Raw genomic sequence first — 15,979 nt, 5'->3', positions numbered from 1 at the left:
GCCTCCGCCCGCACCGGGCCTGCCGGCCCCACCGGCCCCGCGGGCCGCCCCCGCGCCCACGGCTCACATGCCCGGACGCGCCCTTGAACGCTCCGGCGTACGCCCGGCGTGCGGCTGCGGCGGCGACCCGGCCGGCTGCACATGCGGGGGTGAGGGCGGTACGGCAGGCTCCCGCCAGCTGATCTACGCCATCGGCGCCATCGGTTTCGACTACGCGACCGAGGCGCGCCGGGACAGCTTCCGCCAGCAGATGCCGTACGTCACGACCACGGTCAACGGCGAGGAGGTCGAGCAGGAACCGGATCCGTACAACGTGAACCAGCTCCGCGACTACCTCATGAGCGCGCCCTGGGCGTCCGACAAGCTCACCTGGACCCTCGTCATGGACGGCGCCACGGTGTACGCGCTGGAGGCCGAGCCCTCCGCGGCCATGGACTGGAGCCATCCGCTCGTCCTCCCGGAGGAGGTCCAGCGGGAGCGCAGGACGGTCTCCCAGCTCGCCACCGAGAAGGGCAAGGGCTTCGACGAACTGGTCGCGATGCTGGTCAGCCCGCCGGTGTCGACCGTGTACCGGGTGTTCCGCGACGCCATCGCGGGACAGGCCATCAACGTCGAGCGACAGCCCGAGGAGCGCACCGCCTACATCTCCCGCGTCTCCGTCCCCGGCGTGCTCACCGGCCGCACCACACGCCTCTACTCCGGTCAGACCGTGCCCGTCGTCGAGGTGAAGAGCCGCGGTCTGTACACGTGGTACGAGTCCGTGCTCGTCGACGCCGTCATCGATCAGATCACCGAGGAAGCCGCGCGGGACAAGGTCGCGGTCCGCAACGTGGACGAACTGCGGCTGACCATCCGCTCCTTCCTCGACAAGATCTACTACCAGTTCCGCAACCTGGGCCAGACCTCCGCCGACCGGGCGCTCAACTTCATGGGCACCAACGCCTACTCGTTCAGCAACATGCTCGCGCAGGGCCTGCTGTCCTCCAGCAAGGTGCCCGGCTCCAGCAAGAACCTGTACGCGCTCGACACCATCACCGTCACCAAGAGCCCCTACTGCCGTGTGGGTTCGGACTGCCAGGACGTCACCGTGACCTTCTACGACCCGGAGGACGAGCGCAGGTCCCGGCTCTCGTACCAGTTCACCGTCGACGTGAGCGACGAGCTGCCGGTCACCCTCGCCCCGGTCCACACCTTCCTCGGCTCCTTCTGACCCGCAGATCACGAAAGGAGAGCCCCCGTGAACACCCGGCACACTCCCCGCCCCGGTCACCCGGGAGCGCAGCCCCTCCAGAGCCGTCCGGTCCGCCGCGACGAGCCCGAGGCCGGCACGAACTCCCGTACCGGCGTCGGGGCTGCCAAGTCCCCCTGCGCCACCATGACCGGCCCGGCCAGGCAGATGTGTTACTCGAGTTACGGCGTGGCCACCTGACCGCAGCCGCCATCTGACCGAAGTCTTCGAGGAAAGGACACCGTCATGTTCGACGAGACCCACACCACCCACGACGCCGACGGCGGCACGCCGCGTCGGTCCACCGCCGGACAGCTCCGGCTCCAGCTGCCCCAGCAGTCCGCACCCGTCCAGCGCGACCGGCGCCCCGAGAGCGGGGACGCCTCCGGCGGCGCGGCGGCCAGCGGCTTCCTGGGCAGCCTGCTCGGCGACATCCTGCCCTTCTGAGGGCCTCACGCCCCGGAGCAGGTGACGAAAGGAAAGGAGAACACCATGTTCGAGGAGACCCAGACCAAGGACGGCGGCGCGGACACGCCCCGCCGGTCCGCACCCGGACAGCTCCAGCTCCAGCTGCCCCAGCAGTCCGCACCCGTCCAGCGCGACCGGCACCCCGAGAGCGGGGACGCCTCCGGCGGCGCGGCGGCCAGCGGCCTGCTCGGCAGCCTGCTCGGCGACATCCTGCCGTTCTGAGTCCCGAGTCATCGGCGGGACCGGCGCCGCGGACCGTCAGCGGTCCGGTCCCGCCCGATCAGAGGTGAGGCCATGCGACTCGATCTACCGAACCAGGCACCGGCGGTGGACCGGCGGGAGCACTACCTGCCGCATCGCATCGTCGTCATAGCCCGGCCACCGGGCCGGCCTGAGTTCCTGGTGCACCAGCGGCCGAAGGGCCCCTTCGGGTACCTGCCCGCCGACCCCGCGCCTCTCGTGCACGGGTACGGGCGCGGCTGGAGCTGCGCACCGACAGCGGGCTGCCGGTGGACCGGCGTCCTGTGAGGGAAAGGGCGGTGGCGGGTCGTCCGAGCGGCGGCCCGCCCTCGTGGAAAGGAGCCGGGACCATGGCGAAGCTGCGGACGGCGATCTCCTGGCCGAACGACAAGACGTATCTGTTCTACGACAACGACGAGTACGCCCGCTACGACTCCGTCACCGGGCTCGAGGAGGATTCCGGGCTGGGCATCGGCGCGTGGCAGGGGCTCCCCCGCTCCCCCGACGTGTTCGTCTGGTGGGGAGCGGGCAAGGCGTACGCCTTCACGGGCAGCACCTATCTGCGGTACGACGAGAAATCCGACGAGGTCGAGAAGGCGTATCTGCCGCCCAACCCGCCCTTCACCCTCGCGGCCGGCTGGCCCGGTCTGCCCACGGGCGCGGGCGGCGGGCCCGACTGGCGTAACGGCGTCGACGCGGCCGTGAACTGGGGCAACGGCAAGCTGTACCTGTTCAAGGGCGACGCGTACGTGCGGTACGACATCACCAACGACCGGGTGGACCCCGGCTATCCCGTCAAGATCGCGGAGCGCTGGGCCGGGGTGTTCCCCGCGAACCTGGACGCGGTGACCTATGCGGGCGGACGGTACGCGTACTTCTTCCGCGGCGGGCAGTACCAGCGCTTCGACGTCGATGCCGACCGGGTCGACGACAGCGGCCCCCTGGACGGCTCCTTCCGGCTCGCGCCCACCCCGTCCGGAGGGGTGGCCCCGGCCCGGCTGCTCACCCTCACCCAGGCCAACGGGCTGATGGCCGACCTGCTCCGGCGCGGCAAACTGACCCTCAAGAGCCCCGCGTTCGTCGACGGCCCGTCCGGAATCGTGTCACCCAAGCCCGACCAGCCGGTGGTGGTGAGCCCGCCGTCCTTCGACGGCATCCGCTACACCAACGAGATCGCCCCGGCGTCCACCGTCATCGACAACCTCGACCAGCGCATGCTGATCGCCCTCTACCGGCTGACCCGCTGGGCCAACTCCTCCAGGCCCGACGTCGCCGAACTCCTCCACCTGGGCATCGGACACGGCGGGCCCGACCCGAAGGACTGCCACAACAAGGGCCGGGCGATCGACCTCTCGGCGATCAAGGGTGAGGTGGACGGGGCTGCGTTCACCCGGTCCGTGCTGAAGCACTGGGGCGAGCTGCCGCGCCCGGCGGGGGTCAAGGTCCGCATCAGTCCGTCGGCCGACCCGCTCGGATACGGGCTGTTCACCACGGTCTTCCGGTTCGGCACCTTCGAGTGCGAGGGCAACGACATCGGCCCGAAGAACAAGTGGCCCATGCCCGAACTGGGCGAAGGCGGCTTCGTGGTCTACCCGGACCACAAGGACCCGGGCCTCGCGACCGCGCACAGGAACCACTTCCATATGCAGATCGGCGTCACGAGACTGCCCTGAGAGCCCGGGTCGGTCAGGGCCCGGGTCGGTCAGGGCCCGGGTCGGTCAGGGGCCGGGGCGGTCAGGGGCCGGGGCGGTCAGGGGCCGGGGCGGTCAGGGCGCCGACGGCCAGTCCTCCGGCCGGCCCTTCGGTCGGCGCAGGCCCGCCTCGGTGATCCGGCGGACGAGCTCCTTGGAACCGACCTCCACCGCGCCGGCCGCCACCGCGTCGGCGTACCGCTCCGAGGGGATGTCGTAGTGGTCGCGCTCGAAAGCGCGCGGCGGGGCGCCGATCGACGCCGCGAAGGCGTGGAGCTCCGCGTACGAGACATCGCTGACCAGGTGCGACCACATGCGGCCATGGCCCGCCCACGTCGGCGGGTCGATGTAGAGGGTCACGTCAGACCGCCGACCGGGGCAACGACCACGCCCGCCTTGCCGCAGACCCAGTGCGGGTCCGGACCGAGCTCGGGTTCGACGTCCAGGGCGTGCGGGTCGCCGGAGGAGCAGACGGGACAGAGCGGCCAGCGGCCGTAGCGCTCCAGGAGCGCGTCCTGCACGTCCTGGGCCACCAGACCGGCGACGTACGTGATGCCCTCGGGCCACTGCTCGACCCACCAACGGCGGTGGGTGACCGACTCCTCGACCATCGAGACGACCTCCGCCGCGGCCACGTCACGCGCCGCCAGATCGGCGAGGACGAGGGCGCGGGCGGCGTGCAGCGCCTGTTCCAGGGGGTCGATGTCGTCCATGGACTCATTGTCACCCGACAAGCCTCACGGGCGAAGGCCCCCTTCGCATCCGGGCCCCCGCGAGGTCTTGACGCACCCGGGGCCCGAAAATATCTTTCAGTGGTGACCAATGACGTGAAGGAAAGTTTCAGCGGCCCGCCCGCCCGGCCCCCCGGCCCCCTGCCCGGCTCCGGCTCCGGGTCCGGCTCCGGCTCCGCGTCGGGCTCCCGCCCCGCGTCCCGCTCCGGTTCCCGCTCCGGTTCCGGTTCCGGCGGTGACGCCCCGCCCGCGCCCGCCGCCCTCGCGGCCAAGGTGCGCACCCTCGCGCCGTCCATGACCCGCTCCATGCAGCGGGTCGCCGAAGCCGTCGCCGGCGACCCGGCCGGCTGCGCCGCTCTCACGGTCACCGGACTCGCCGAGCTCACCGGCACGAGCGAGGCCACCGTCGTCCGCACCGCCCGCCTCCTCGGCTACCCCGGCTACCGCGACCTGCGCCTCGCCCTCGCCGGCCTCGCCGCCCAGCAGCAGTCCGGCCGCGCCCCTTCCGTCACCGCCGACATCGCCGTCGACGACCCGATCGCCGATGTCGTCGCCAAGCTCGCCTACGACGAGCAGCAGACCCTCGCCGACACCGCCGCCGGACTCGACACCGTCCAGCTCGGCGCCGCCGTCGCCGCCCTCGCCGGCGCCCGCCGCATCGACATCTACGGCGTCGGCGCCTCCGGCCTCGTCGCCCAGGACCTCGGGCAGAAGCTGCTCCGCATCGGCCTGCTCGCGCACGCGCACAGCGACCCGCACCTCGCCGTCACCAACGCCGTGCAGCTCCGCTCAGGCGACGTCGCCATCGCCATCACCCACTCCGGCTCGACCGGCGACGTCATAGAACCCCTGCGCGTCGCCTTCGACCACGGTGCCACCACGGTGGCGATCACCGGCCGCCCGGACGGGCCGGTGACGCAGTACGCCGATCACGTCCTGACCACCTCCACCGCCCGCGAGAGCGAACTGCGTCCCGCCGCCATGTCCTCCCGCACCAGCCAACTCCTGGTCGTGGACTGCCTGTTCACGTGCGTCACGCAGCGTACGTACGAGACGGCGGCGCCGGCCCTCGCGGCCTCGTACGAAGCCCTCGCCCACCGCCACTCGCCCCGCACCCGCTGACCGTCGACGACGACGCACCGAAAGAGCCGCACGTGTCCTCTACGTACTCCAAGCTCCAGGCGCAACTGGCCACTCTCACCACCGAGGCGTTCCGGCCCGAGCTCGCCGAGATCGACCGGCTCCCGACCCTCGACATCGCCCGCACCATGAACGAGGAGGACCGGTCCGTCCCCACCGCCGTCGCCGCGCAGCTGCCGCGGATCGCCGCCGCGATCGACGCCGCCGCCGTACGGATGGGGCGGGGCGGCCGCCTCATCTACGCCGGTGCGGGCACGGCCGGCCGGCTCGGCGTCCTGGACGCGAGCGAATGCCCGCCCACCTTCAACACCGACCCCTCCGAGGTCGTCGGCCTGATCGCGGGCGGCCCCGCGGCGATGGTGAAGGCCGTCGAGGGCGCCGAGGACTCCCGCGAGCTCGCGGCCGAGGACCTGGACGCGCTCGGCCTGACCCCCGACGACACGGTGGTCGGCATCTCCGCCTCCGGCCGTACCCCCTACGCCATCGGGGCGGTCGCCCACGCCCGGGCGGCCGGGGCGTTGACGATCGGCCTGTCCTGCAACGCGGACAGCGAGCTGGCGGCCGCCGCCGAACACGGCATCGAGGTCGTCACCGGGCCCGAACTCCTCACCGGCTCCACCCGGTTGAAGGCGGGCACGGCCCAGAAGCTGGTCCTCAACATGATCTCCACGATCACGATGATCCGGCTCGGCAAGACGTACGGAAACCTCATGGTCGACGTCCGCGCCTCGAACGAGAAGCTCCAGGCCCGCTCACGGCGGATCGTCGCCCTCGCCACCGGCGCACCGGACGAGCGGATCGAGACCGCCCTCGCCGAGGCGGACGGCGAGGTGAAGACCGCCATCCTGATGATCCTCGCCGACATCGATGCCAAGACGGCCGACCGGCGTCTGACGGAGGCGCGGGGCCATCTGCGTACGGCCCTGAACGCACCGACCGCCCCGACCGCCCCCTGACCCCGACCGCCCCCTGACTCCGGCCTCCCCCTGACTCCGGCCGCTCCCTGGTTCCGGCCCCCCTCCCCCCGTCCCCGCACAGCAAGGCACCACCGCACCATGAGCACAGACGACAAGAACCGCGCCATCGCCGCCGCGATCCTGCCGCTCGTCGGCGGCGCGGAGAACATCAGCTCCGTGGCCCACTGCATGACCCGGCTCCGGCTGGGTCTGCGGGACCGCTCACTCGTCCAGGACGCGGCCCTGCGGGCCCTGCCGTCCGTGCTGGGCGTGGTGGAGGACGACACGTACCAGATCGTCCTCGGCCCGGGCACGGTCGCGCGGGTGACTCCGGAGTTCGAGACCCTGGTGGCCGAGGCGCCGAAGCCCTCCGCGGACGGCCTCGCCGCACAGGGGGCGGCGATCAAGGCGGCCCGGAAGGCGAGGAACCAGACCCCCTTCAAGCTGTTCCTGCGCCGGATCGCGAACATCTTCGTCCCGCTGATCCCCGCCCTCATCGGCTGCGGCATCATCGCCGGCCTCAACGGCCTGCTGATCAATCTGGGCTGGCTGCCGGCCGTCACCCCCGCCCTCGCGGCCATGGCGAGCGGCTTCATGGCGCTGATCGCGGTCTTCGTCGGCTACAACACGGCGAAGGAGTTCGGCGGGACGCCGGTCCTCGGTGGTGCGGTCGCCGCGATCATCGTCTTCCCCGGCGTCGCCAAGATCGACGCCTTCGGTCAGACGCTCTCCCCCGGCCAGGGCGGAGTCCTGGGCGCGCTGGGCGCGGCGGTGCTCGCGGTGTACGTCGAGAAGTGGTGCCGCCGCTGGGTGCCGGAGGCCCTCGACGTCCTCGTCACCCCCACCCTCACGGTCCTGGTCTCCGGCCTGGTCACGATCTTCGGGCTGATGTTCGTGGCCGGTGAGGTCTCCACCGCGATCGGAGACTTCGCCAACTGGCTGCTCGCGAACGCGGGCGCCGGCGCGGGCTTCGTCCTCGGCGGCCTGTTCCTGCCCCTGGTCATGCTGGGTCTGCATCAGGCGCTGATCCCGATCCACACCACGCTGATCGAGCAGCAGGGCCACACGGTCCTCCTCCCGATTCTGGCGATGGCGGGTGCGGGCCAGGTCGGCGCGGCGATGGCGGTCTACGTCAGACTGCCGCGCAACGGCTCCATCCGCCGCACCATCAGGTCCGCCCTCCCGGCCGGCTTCCTCGGGGTCGGTGAGCCGCTGATCTACGGCGTCTCCCTCCCGCTGGGCCGCCCGTTCGTCACCGCCTGCGTCGGCGGCGCGTTCGGCGGCGGGTTCGTCGGCCTCTTCAACATGCTGGGCGACAAGGTCGGCTCGACGGCCATCGGCCCCTCCGGCTGGGCCCTCTTCCCGCTGCTCGACGGCAACCAGGGCCTGGGCGAGACGATCGCGATCTACGCGGGCGGGTTGCTGGCCGGTTACGCGGTGGGGTTCGTGGCCACGTACTTCTGGGGCTTCAGCCGCGCGCTCCTGGAGGAGTTCAACGTGGAGACGGGGACGGAAACGGGAACGGGAACGGGGTCGGGGTCGGGGTCGGGGACGGGGGCCGAGGGGGACGCGATCCCGGTGGCCTCGGGGACGCCGGCCCCGCCTTCGGAACCGGCGAAGGTCTGACCGCGCGGGCGGCACCCCGTCCGTGGGGTGCCGCCCGAACGGTGGCCGCGTGCCGCCCGAACGGTGGCCGCGTGCCGCCCGCACGGTGGCCGCGTGCCGGGCGAGCGGCTCGCCCGTATGCGTCAGTTCGCGCAGGACACGTCCCGCGCGGGCCTGACCCCCGTCCGCAGGAACTCTGTCACCGTCCGGTCCGCGCACGCGTTGCCGTTGCCCAGGTAGTTGCCGTGCCCGCCCTGCTCCACGGTGACCAGCCGGGCCCGGTCGCCGAGGGCGGCGCGCATCTTCAGGCCGCCGGCGTACGGGGTCGCGGGGTCGCGCAGGCTCTGGGTCATCAGGATGTTGGACGGCCCGTCGTCGGTGATGCGGGCCGGCTTCTCGGCCGGCGCCCGCCAGAAGGAGCAGGGCGTGATGTTGGCCGGGAGCCCGGCCGTCAGCGGGTGGCGGGCGCGGTCGGCGGCGACCGCCCGCTCGTAGGAGCGGACGGACCCGGACCACCTCACGTCGTTGCAGACGACCGCGACCGTGACCGCCAGGGACTCGTCGGACAGCGGCTTGTCGAGACCGGGCGGCAGGGCGGGTCGCACGGCCGGGTCCTGGCTCCCCGCGGCCACGATCATCCGGGCCAGGGCCGGGAAGGCGGAGTCGCTGTAGAGCGCGTTCTGCAGGGCCTGGCGGAGGATGTTCCCGCTCACCGGGGTGCCCGGGGTGGTGGACTCCTTCGGTACGCGGTCCAGGCGGGCGGCGAGATCGAGGAAGAGCGGTCGTACGTCCTCGGCGTGCCGGGCCAGCCGCAGCGCTTCCTTCGCCCGGTCGGGGTGCGCCGCCCAGGCCGCGAAGTCGGGGAAACGGTCCTCCGCGCCCCGCGCCATGTTCCGCATCCATCCCTGCGCGACCCGCTGCGGGTCCGGGTCACCGCTGCTGTCCAGGACCCAGCGGTCGGTGTGCCGCGGGTACTTCTGCGCGTACACGGCACCGACGTACGCCCCGTAGGAGACCCCCCACGCGGAGATCTTCTCCTCGCCGAGCGCCTGCCGCAGCCGGTCCAGGTCCCGTACCTGGTTCGCCGTGGTGAAGCTGTGCAGCGTCTCGCCGCCATCGCGCCGGCACGCCTCGGCGGTACGGCGGGAGCGGGAGACGTTCTCGTCGATCGACCCGTCGGCGGCGGGCCAGGAACGCAGGTTCTCCAGCCGCCGGTCGTTCTCGTCCAGCCCGCAGCTCGCGGTCGTGCTGCCACCGACCCCCCGCGGGTCGAAGGCCACGAGGTCGTACGCCCCGTCCATCTCCTCGGCCAGCGCCTCCCCCTTCTGCGTCAGCCGCTGCACACCGGAACTCCCGGGGCCGCCCGGGATCACCATGAGCGTCCCGCGCCGGGCCTCGGGCCGCTCGCTGCGGATCCGCGACACGGCGAGGGAGAGCCGCGGCCCGTCGGGGTCGCTGTAGTCCCGCGGTACGGAGAGGGTGGCGCACTGCTGCTGGGGCAGGGCGCCCGGTGCGCACTCCCCCCAGGCCAGGCCGCCGCCGGAGTGGTCGGCCCGGGCGACGGTGAACGAGGCCGCGACGGCGGCGGCGGAGAGGGCGAGGACAAGGGCGGTGCGCGGGTGATTCGTCATGGCTGAAGCCTTGTTGACGCAGGCCCAGGTTCCCATCCGGCAGACGGGAGAGCGGGGGGTGGGGCTGCCCCCATGACCGCGGTCGGGCCGGCCGCTCCCCTGCGCACGCCGACCCCGGGCTAGAGACCCGGGCCGCGCTCACACCGTCCGACGCCGGAGCCGGGACGGGCCCAGCATCGGGGCCCGCATCACGCACAGCGCGAAGAAGAGCTGGCCGAGGACGGGGATGATCAGCACTTCCAGGAAGTGCCCGAAGAGCAGGAACCACGTGGGCAGCAGGAGAAGCCCGGCCAGGGGAAGCCGGAAGGCCATGCCCGTCCGGGTGCTCGCCAGCCCGTAGACGAAGCTCATCAGGATGGACGGGATCCCGACGAACGGGAAGAAGTCGAGGGCGGTCTCGGAGCTCCGGGCCTCCGCCGGCAGGGCGGCGTCCATGGCGGCCCATGTGATCGCGAAGGTCAGGCAGTAGCGCACGACCAGATCGACGAGCCGCAGCCCGACCCTCCCCAGGTTTCTCCAGGGCTCGCCCTCGTCCACAGTCCAGCCCCCCTCGGCGCACGGTCAGCGCTCTCGACGTGCATCCTGCCAGGAATATTGAACGCGTTCAATGCCGCGCCCGCTCGGCGCCCTTGTCCTTCTCGGCCTGGATCGCGGCGCAATGCCCCTGCCCCCGTCCCTACCCCTACCCCTACCCCTACCCCTACCCGACGCGCCCTTCGCCACCCGGCGAGGCATCGGTTGCCGAATTCCTCCCGCTCAGGCAACGCGCGCTCGCCGGCCCACGTCCATCAAGGCGTGAGCGAATTCCTCGACTCGACCGAACCCGACGGCGAGGCGCCCCTGGCGCCCGGCCCGTTGTGGCGCCATGCCCTGTGGGTGGCTGGCATCGCCGCCCTCGGGGTGGGGCTGGGCTGGGCCGGAGCCCTCTTCCGTATCGGCCCCGAGGAGTACGGTCTGCCGCCCGCCGCCCCCGGGGCGGTCTGGCCGTACCTGTGCGCATGGATCGCGACGGGCGCGGCGACGGCAGCCGTACTGCGGGCCGCCGCCGCGAGGGCCCCCGTCCACGCCCCCGGGCGGGTCGCGGCCGGGCTCGCCTTCTTCGGCACTCGCCTCTCCCTCGGCTGGCGACCGGAGGCCCCCGCACTGGCGGCGATGGCCGCGGCCGCCCCGGTGGCGGCGGCCCTGTGGTCCGCTTTCGCGCTGCGGGCCCGACGCGGCGCCGATTCTCCCTGGTGAGACCCGAAGCTCAAGCCTCGGGCTTCGAGCCCTCTTTCAGAGGAAGGGGTAGGGGCCTGGGACTCAACCCGCCCACCCTCCCGGAGAGTTGACCGAACGCGATCGACTTGCCACCCAGCGTCATATGCCTCTAGCGTGTCCGGAAAACGAACGACCCCCACGAGGTGCGGGAACACCTGGCGGGGGTCTGTCCACCGATCGAGAAGAGTTCGATCCATGGCTGATGCCGAGTTTAGTGCCGCGCCCCATCCCGCCGCCAACCCCGGCTACGGAAAGCGTTCCGCCCCGTACCAACTCCCACCCGCGCCGACCGACTTCGCGCACCTCCCGCCTCGCGAAGCCGCCATCGCCGCCTACATCGACCGGCTCGACGACGGCAGCGACATCTCCGCGAAGACGCTGGCCAAACACCTCCCGTACGGGCAGTGCGCGATGCGCACCGCCCTCAACCGCGTCACGCGCGCCGGCCACCTGCGGCGCGGCGTCGAGTGCATCGACGGTCTCTGGATCACTCGAACGTGGTGGTCCCGGACGGCACGTGACGACTCCTGGTGGTCCGCCTTCCAGCGCGGCGACGTCCCGCGGCAGCGCCCGACCCGCACCCGTGCGTACGTCCTCCTCGCCGCCCTCGGTCGTACGAACTCCGCGATGTCGCTGTCCCACGCCGAGTGCCGGGCGCTCTCGCCCCTGGTCGACGAGTGGTTCGCCCGCGACGCCACCGAGGACGACGTCCTCCGCGCCCTCACCAGCGGCCTCCCCAGCCCGGTCCACCACCCGTTCGCCATGGCCCGCACCCGTCTGATCCGCAAACTCCCACCCGAACCCGTCCGCCGCGCCCGCCCGACCCTGCGCCTCCTCGAATGCGCCAAGTGCGGCGTTCCCGGCCGCGCGGACGCCCTCCGCGACGGCACCTGCAACCCCTGCCGCGGTGAACCCCCGACCTCCCGCCCCCGCACCACCGTCCCCGCCGCCCGCGTCCACGCCCACGCGGCGGCCATCCGCGCCCGAGAAGGGACTCCCGCGTGACGGTTCAGCTCGTACGCGCCGACGGCGGGGCACGATGGAGGGGAGGAGGCGATCCGATGACCCCCAGCACCCCTGACCGCCCGGTCGACATGTCCGTCGAGGACTTCGAAGAGCTCGCCCGTCACGCGCCAGAAGGGGTGAAGCTCGAACTCATCAAGGGGAAGCTGAAGGTCAAGCCGTTGCCGGACCAACTCCACAAGGCCATCGTCATGTGGCTGCTGCGCGTCTGCCTGCAACAGCGCCCCGCCCTCGCGCTCTACCCGGAGCAGGAGCTGAAGGTGGATACCTATCGCAAGGGCCGGGCCATCGCGGATGCGGCTCTCGCGCCACTCGACCATTTCGTCGCGGAGCCGGAGATGTGGGGCGACCCGGAGGGCGTTCTCATGGTCGTCGAGGTCACCTCCCATGGCCCCCGGGCCCTTGCTCGAGACCGCATCGAGAAGCGCGACGGCTACGCCGCCTCCGACATCCCCCTCTACCTCCTCGTCGACCGCGACGCCGGCTCCGTCGTCGTCTTCAGCGAACCCCGGCACGGCGTCTACCAGCACCGCGCCGCGTACCCCTTCGGTGCCACCATCCCCCTCCCGAGCCCTGTCGACATCACCCTCGACACCGAGAAGCTCAAGGAGTACGTCGACTGACAGCCGCCAACCGCCCGTACATCACCATGTCCCGCCGCTCGCCGCCCGCTTCCTGCCACCCCCGCAGCACCCCCTCCCGTACGAACCCCGCCCCCTCCGCCGTCCGGGCCGACGCCGCGTTCCAGGGCTCCACCAGCAACTGCAGGCGCGGGATCCGCAGCTCCGTCTCCGCCCAGTCGCTCACCGCCGCCAGCGCCGTGCCCGCCGCGCCCTCGCCGCGGGAGGACGGGGCGGTCCAGTAGCCGAGGGTGGCGCGGCCCTCCGGGAGGTCGCGGAGCCAGAGGCCGATCGTGCCCATGGCCCGCGCGTCGCGGCGGCGCGCGATGACGAAGGGGTAGCCCGCGCCGCTCTCCGCCCGCGTCCACTGGCGGCGGACGAACGCCTCGCCCTCGGCCGGTGAGTACACCGGCGGGACGGTGGTGATCAGCGGGATGTACGGGTCCGCCGACGCCTCCCGTACGAGGGGGAGGTCGGCCATCTCCCAGGGGCGCAGGACGAAGTCCCCGGCCACGAGCGTGGGTACGACGAGGTTCACATCGTCCGAAGGTACTGCGCCAGCCGGTCGTACTCCTCCTTCACCCCGTCCTCCATCCCCGTCGCCAGCGCCTGGTCCCGGATCTCCGTCGAGGGCCAGACCGACTTGCTCGTCAGGGCCGTGCCGCCGTCCGGCGTCGCGTCGAAGGTGAGGGTCACATGGACCGGCGGGCCCGGCATCAGTTCGAAGGTCTCCGTGTAGACCAGCCGCTCGCCCGGGACGATCTCCTCGTACGTTCCCGAGAACACGATCTCCCTGCCGTCCGGCGCCTTCTGGCCCCAGCGCCAGGCGCCGCCCACGCGCAGGTCGATCTCGCAGACGGTCGTGGGCAGGGCGGCCACGCCGTACCACTGGCGGACGTGGTCGGGCCGGGTCCAGGCCTCCCAGACGCGGCCGGGCGGGGCGTCGAAGGTGCGGGTGATGTCCAGCTCGCGGTCCGCCGGGGTCGTCAGCAACGTGATCATGGTCGCTCCCGCCGTGAGGGGTCCTCCCACCAGCATCGCCCCGAACGCCCGAGGGCGGCACCCCCAGCTGGGGTGCCGCCCTCGGTGAACAGCCGATCCCGAAGGATCAGAAGTCCATGTCACCGCCCGGCATGCCGCCCGGAGCGGCCGCGGAGGCCTTCTCCGGCTTGTCGGCGATGACGGCCTCGGTGGTCAGGAACAGCGCGGCGATGGAGGCCGCGTTCTGCAGCGCGGAGCGCGTGACCTTCGCCGGGTCGATGATGCCCTCGGCGATGAGGTCCACGTACTCGTTGGTCGCGGCGTTCAGGCCGTGGCCGACGGGCAGGTTGCGGACCTTCTCCGCCACGACGCCGCCCTCGAGGCCGGCGTTGACCGCGATCTGCTTCAGCGGGGCCTCAAGGGCCAGCTTCACGATGTTCGCGCCCGTGGCCTCGTCGCCCACCAGGTCCAGCTCAAGCTTCTCGAAGACCGAGGAGGCCTGGAGCAGGGCCACGCCACCACCGGCGACGATGCCCTCCTCGACGGCCGCCTTCGCGTTGCGAACGGCGTCCTCGATGCGGTGCTTGCGCTCCTTGAGCTCGACCTCGGTCGCGGCGCCGGCCTTGATGACCGCGACACCGCCGGCGAGCTTCGCCAGGCGCTCCTGCAGCTTCTCGCGGTCGTAGTCGCTGTCCGAGTTCTCGATCTCGGCGCGGATCTGGTTGACGCGACCGGCAACCTGGTCGCTCTCACCGGCACCGTCGACGATCGTGGTCTCGTCCTTGGTGATGACGACCTTGCGGGCGCGGCCCAGCAGGTCCAGGCCGGCGTTCTCGAGCTTGAGGCCGACCTCCTCGGAGATGACCGTGCCGCCCGTGAGGATGGCGATGTCGTTCAGCATGGCCTTGCGGCGGTCGCCGAAGCCCGGAGCCTTGACCGCGACGGACTTGAAGGTGCCGCGGATCTTGTTGACGACCAGGGTCGACAGGGCCTCGCCCTCGACGTCCTCGGCGATGATCAGCAGCGGCTTGCCCGACTGCATGACCTTCTCCAGGAGCGGGAGCAGGTCCTTCACGGAAGAGATCTTGGAGTTGACGATCAGGATGTACGGGTCGTCCAGGGACGCCTCCATACGCTCCATGTCGGTGGCGAAGTACGCCGAGATGTAGCCCTTGTCGAAGCGCATGCCCTCGGTGAGCTCCAGCTCCAGACCGAAGGTCTGGGACTCCTCGACGGTGATGACGCCTTCCTTGCCGACCTTGTCCATCGCCTCGGCGATGAGCTCGCCGATCTGGGTGTCGGCGGCGGAGATGGAGGCCGTGGAAGCGATCTGCTCCTTGGTCTCGACATCCTTCGCCTGCTCCAGCAGGGCGCCGGAGACGGCCTCGACGGCCTTCTCGATGCCGCGCTTGAGGGCCATCGGGTTGGCGCCGGCCGCCACGTTGCGCAGGCCCTCGCGGACGAGCGCCTGGGCGAGGACGGTCGCGGTGGTCGTTCCGTCACCGGCGACGTCGTCCGTCTTCTTGGCGACTTCCTTGACCAGCTCGGCGCCGATCTTCTCGTACGGGTCCTCGAGCTCGATCTCCTTGGCGATGGAGACACCATCGTTGGTGATCGTGGGGGCGCCCCACTTCTTCTCGAGGACGACGTTCCGGCCCTTGGGGCCAAGGGTGACCTTGACGGCGTCAGCGAGCTGGTTCATGCCGCGCTCGAGACCGCGCCGGGCCTCCTCGTCGAACGCGATGATCTTGGCCATGTGAAGTGGTCCTCCCGGACATGGGGTGGATAACGCTCCTGGACCGCGCCGACGCCCGCGACGGACGGCCTGCGCACCCGGCGGTTCCTTGCCCCACCTGGCTCGCGGGCCTCGTCTGCCCGATCCTCGTAAGCACTCTCACCTTCAGAGTGCTAACGCCAATGATTAGCACTCGACCCAGGAGAGTGCAAGGCCGTCCCGCAGGGACGTCGATGAGGGGTGGCGGTCGGGCGACGGGCGGGGGCAAGCGCCTCTCGGGGATCGGGCGGTCCTGTCGAGGCCGCGCGGACACGCACGAGGGGTCCGCATCCTGGTCAGGATGCGGACCCCTCGGCGTGAGTGCGTACGTGGTGGCCGATCGCGCCGTACTCAGACGGCGAGCTTGACCATGTCCGCCTGCGGACCCTTCTGGCCCTGCGAGATCTCGAACTCGACTCGCTGACCTTCTTCAAGGGTGCGGTAACCGTCCATCTGGATCGCGCTGTAGTGGACGAAAACATCCGCACCACCGTCGACCGCGATGAAGCCGTAGCCCTTCTCCGCGTTGAACCACTTGACGGTGCCCTGAGCCATGCCTAACTCCCCTATTACTGGCCCTTGCGCGGGACCGCACTTCGCGGACCCGGGTCAGACCCTGCGCCGGAACGCGTCG

Annotated in this window: 19 protein-coding genes and 1 pseudogene; 12 read left to right on the top strand and 8 right to left on the bottom strand. The window is 71.7% G+C overall.

Going from position 1 to position 15,979, the window contains the following annotated elements:
• The 6 genes and pseudogenes from J7E93_RS06040 to J7E93_RS06015 all read left to right on the top strand — a co-directional run.
• Positions 1–1,210, top strand: a pseudogene (locus J7E93_RS06040) (hypothetical protein); the annotation flags it as partial.
• 27 nt (positions 1,211–1,237) lie between these two features.
• Positions 1,238–1,429 carry a hypothetical protein gene (locus tag J7E93_RS06035; protein WP_215066206.1) on the top strand — a complete coding sequence of 64 codons (192 nt, stop codon included), beginning with the start codon at positions 1,238–1,240 and terminating at the stop codon, positions 1,427–1,429.
• Between the two features lie 45 nt (positions 1,430–1,474).
• Positions 1,475–1,675 carry a hypothetical protein gene (locus J7E93_RS06030; RefSeq protein WP_215066205.1) on the top strand — a complete coding sequence of 67 codons (201 nt, stop codon included), beginning with the start codon at positions 1,475–1,477 and terminating at the stop codon, positions 1,673–1,675.
• A gap of 45 nt (positions 1,676–1,720) precedes the next feature.
• Positions 1,721–1,918, top strand: coding sequence for a hypothetical protein (locus J7E93_RS06025; protein WP_215066204.1), 198 nt, complete (start codon positions 1,721–1,723; stop codon positions 1,916–1,918).
• 72 nt (positions 1,919–1,990) lie between these two features.
• Positions 1,991–2,224, top strand: coding sequence for a hypothetical protein (locus tag J7E93_RS06020; RefSeq protein ID WP_215066203.1), 234 nt, complete (start codon positions 1,991–1,993; stop codon positions 2,222–2,224).
• Positions 2,225–2,286: 62 nt separating this feature from the next.
• Positions 2,287–3,609 carry a hemopexin repeat-containing protein gene (locus tag J7E93_RS06015; protein ID WP_215066202.1) on the top strand — a complete coding sequence of 441 codons (1,323 nt, stop codon included), beginning with the start codon at positions 2,287–2,289 and terminating at the stop codon, positions 3,607–3,609.
• Between the two features lie 93 nt (positions 3,610–3,702).
• On the opposite strand, the gene J7E93_RS06010 is transcribed toward J7E93_RS06015, so the two are convergent.
• Both J7E93_RS06010 and J7E93_RS06005 read right to left on the bottom strand, forming a co-directional pair.
• A complete protein-coding gene (locus J7E93_RS06010) occupies positions 3,703–3,987 on the bottom strand; it encodes a DUF4031 domain-containing protein (RefSeq protein WP_215066201.1) in 285 nt (94 codons plus the stop codon).
• Complete coding sequence (locus J7E93_RS06005) at positions 3,984–4,340, bottom strand: hypothetical protein (protein WP_215066200.1); 357 nt, start codon at positions 4,338–4,340, stop codon at positions 3,984–3,986. The genes J7E93_RS06010 and J7E93_RS06005 overlap by 4 nt, the downstream gene beginning before the upstream one ends.
• A gap of 291 nt (positions 4,341–4,631) precedes the next feature.
• On the opposite strand from J7E93_RS06005, the gene J7E93_RS06000 reads away from it, so the two are divergent.
• The 3 genes from J7E93_RS06000 (at position 4,632) to J7E93_RS05990 (ending at position 8,080) form a co-directional block, all read left to right on the top strand.
• A complete protein-coding gene (locus tag J7E93_RS06000; protein WP_215066213.1) occupies positions 4,632–5,480 on the top strand; it encodes a MurR/RpiR family transcriptional regulator in 849 nt (282 codons plus the stop codon).
• Positions 5,481–5,512: 32 nt separating this feature from the next.
• Positions 5,513–6,454, top strand: a complete 942-nt coding sequence (murQ, locus tag J7E93_RS05995; RefSeq protein WP_215066199.1) for an N-acetylmuramic acid 6-phosphate etherase — start codon at positions 5,513–5,515, stop codon at positions 6,452–6,454.
• 99 nt (positions 6,455–6,553) lie between these two features.
• The gene (locus J7E93_RS05990) at positions 6,554–8,080 is read left to right on the top strand and encodes a PTS transporter subunit EIIC (protein WP_215066198.1); all 1,527 of its coding nucleotides are present in this window, start codon (positions 6,554–6,556) and stop codon (positions 8,078–8,080) included.
• Positions 8,081–8,202: 122 nt separating this feature from the next.
• On the opposite strand, the gene J7E93_RS05985 is transcribed toward J7E93_RS05990, so the two are convergent.
• Positions 8,203–9,690 carry an alpha/beta hydrolase gene (locus J7E93_RS05985; RefSeq protein ID WP_215066197.1) on the bottom strand — a complete coding sequence of 496 codons (1,488 nt, stop codon included), beginning with the start codon at positions 9,688–9,690 and terminating at the stop codon, positions 8,203–8,205.
• A 138-nt stretch (positions 9,691–9,828) separates the two neighbouring features.
• Positions 9,829–10,227, bottom strand: coding sequence for a hypothetical protein (locus J7E93_RS05980; RefSeq protein ID WP_215066196.1), 399 nt, complete (start codon positions 10,225–10,227; stop codon positions 9,829–9,831).
• Between the two features lie 258 nt (positions 10,228–10,485).
• Here J7E93_RS05980 and J7E93_RS05975 point away from each other — a divergent pair, with 258 nt between their 5' ends.
• The 3 genes from J7E93_RS05975 to J7E93_RS05965 all read left to right on the top strand — a co-directional run bounded on the left by J7E93_RS05975 (position 10,486) and on the right by J7E93_RS05965 (position 12,593).
• Positions 10,486–10,926, top strand: coding sequence for a hypothetical protein (locus tag J7E93_RS05975; RefSeq protein WP_215066195.1), 441 nt, complete (start codon positions 10,486–10,488; stop codon positions 10,924–10,926).
• Between the two features lie 216 nt (positions 10,927–11,142).
• Positions 11,143–11,952, top strand: coding sequence for a hypothetical protein (locus J7E93_RS05970; RefSeq protein WP_215066194.1), 810 nt, complete (start codon positions 11,143–11,145; stop codon positions 11,950–11,952).
• A gap of 56 nt (positions 11,953–12,008) precedes the next feature.
• Positions 12,009–12,593 (top strand): Uma2 family endonuclease, encoded by a 585-nt coding sequence (locus tag J7E93_RS05965; protein WP_215066193.1) that lies wholly within the window; start codon positions 12,009–12,011, stop codon positions 12,591–12,593.
• Here the strand turns inward: J7E93_RS05965 and J7E93_RS05960 are convergent.
• The 4 genes from J7E93_RS05960 to J7E93_RS05945 form a co-directional block, all read right to left on the bottom strand.
• A complete protein-coding gene (locus J7E93_RS05960) occupies positions 12,574–13,071 on the bottom strand; it encodes a GNAT family N-acetyltransferase (protein WP_215066212.1) in 498 nt (165 codons plus the stop codon). The two genes, J7E93_RS05965 and J7E93_RS05960, sit on opposite strands and share 20 nt — an antisense overlap.
• Before the next feature lie 53 nt (positions 13,072–13,124).
• Positions 13,125–13,592 (bottom strand): SRPBCC family protein, encoded by a 468-nt coding sequence (locus tag J7E93_RS05955; RefSeq protein WP_215066192.1) that lies wholly within the window; start codon positions 13,590–13,592, stop codon positions 13,125–13,127.
• A 106-nt stretch (positions 13,593–13,698) separates the two neighbouring features.
• Positions 13,699–15,327 (bottom strand): chaperonin GroEL, encoded by a 1,629-nt coding sequence (gene groL / locus J7E93_RS05950; RefSeq protein ID WP_215066191.1) that lies wholly within the window; start codon positions 15,325–15,327, stop codon positions 13,699–13,701.
• Between the two features lie 369 nt (positions 15,328–15,696).
• On the bottom strand, positions 15,697–15,900 hold the full coding sequence (locus J7E93_RS05945; protein WP_005315736.1) for a cold-shock protein: 204 nt from the start codon (positions 15,898–15,900) through the stop codon (positions 15,697–15,699).
• Positions 15,901–15,979 lie beyond the last annotated feature (79 nt).

It is taken from the genome of Streptomyces sp. ISL-36 (assembly GCF_018614205.1).
In the GTDB taxonomy this organism is placed as follows: domain Bacteria; phylum Actinomycetota; class Actinomycetes; order Streptomycetales; family Streptomycetaceae; genus Streptomyces.
The sequence above is the reverse complement of the archived record's forward strand: the minus strand, read 5'-3'. Positions and strand labels throughout refer to the sequence as shown.

What these genes read in the sequence shown, in the direction of transcription:
- J7E93_RS05945 (WP_005315736.1), bottom strand. Translation starts at nt 15,900, where the DNA reads ATGGCTCAGGGCACCGTCAAGTGGTTCAACGCGGAGAAGGGCTACGGC.
- J7E93_RS05970 (WP_215066194.1), top strand. Translation starts at nt 11,143, where the DNA reads ATGGCTGATGCCGAGTTTAGTGCCGCGCCCCATCCCGCCGCCAACCCC.
- J7E93_RS05985 (WP_215066197.1), bottom strand. Translation starts at nt 9,690, where the DNA reads ATGACGAATCACCCGCGCACCGCCCTTGTCCTCGCCCTCTCCGCCGCC.
- groL (WP_215066191.1), bottom strand. Translation starts at nt 15,327, where the DNA reads ATGGCCAAGATCATCGCGTTCGACGAGGAGGCCCGGCGCGGTCTCGAG.
- J7E93_RS05990 (WP_215066198.1), top strand. Translation starts at nt 6,554, where the DNA reads ATGAGCACAGACGACAAGAACCGCGCCATCGCCGCCGCGATCCTGCCG.
- J7E93_RS06015 (WP_215066202.1), top strand. Translation starts at nt 2,287, where the DNA reads ATGGCGAAGCTGCGGACGGCGATCTCCTGGCCGAACGACAAGACGTAT.
- J7E93_RS06020 (WP_215066203.1), top strand. Translation starts at nt 1,991, where the DNA reads ATGCGACTCGATCTACCGAACCAGGCACCGGCGGTGGACCGGCGGGAG.
- J7E93_RS05960 (WP_215066212.1), bottom strand. Translation starts at nt 13,071, where the DNA reads ATGGCCGACCTCCCCCTCGTACGGGAGGCGTCGGCGGACCCGTACATC.
- J7E93_RS06005 (WP_215066200.1), bottom strand. Translation starts at nt 4,340, where the DNA reads ATGGACGACATCGACCCCCTGGAACAGGCGCTGCACGCCGCCCGCGCC.
- J7E93_RS05955 (WP_215066192.1), bottom strand. Translation starts at nt 13,592, where the DNA reads ATGATCACGTTGCTGACGACCCCGGCGGACCGCGAGCTGGACATCACC.
- J7E93_RS06025 (WP_215066204.1), top strand. Translation starts at nt 1,721, where the DNA reads ATGTTCGAGGAGACCCAGACCAAGGACGGCGGCGCGGACACGCCCCGC.
- J7E93_RS06030 (WP_215066205.1), top strand. Translation starts at nt 1,475, where the DNA reads ATGTTCGACGAGACCCACACCACCCACGACGCCGACGGCGGCACGCCG.
- J7E93_RS05965 (WP_215066193.1), top strand. Translation starts at nt 12,009, where the DNA reads ATGACCCCCAGCACCCCTGACCGCCCGGTCGACATGTCCGTCGAGGAC.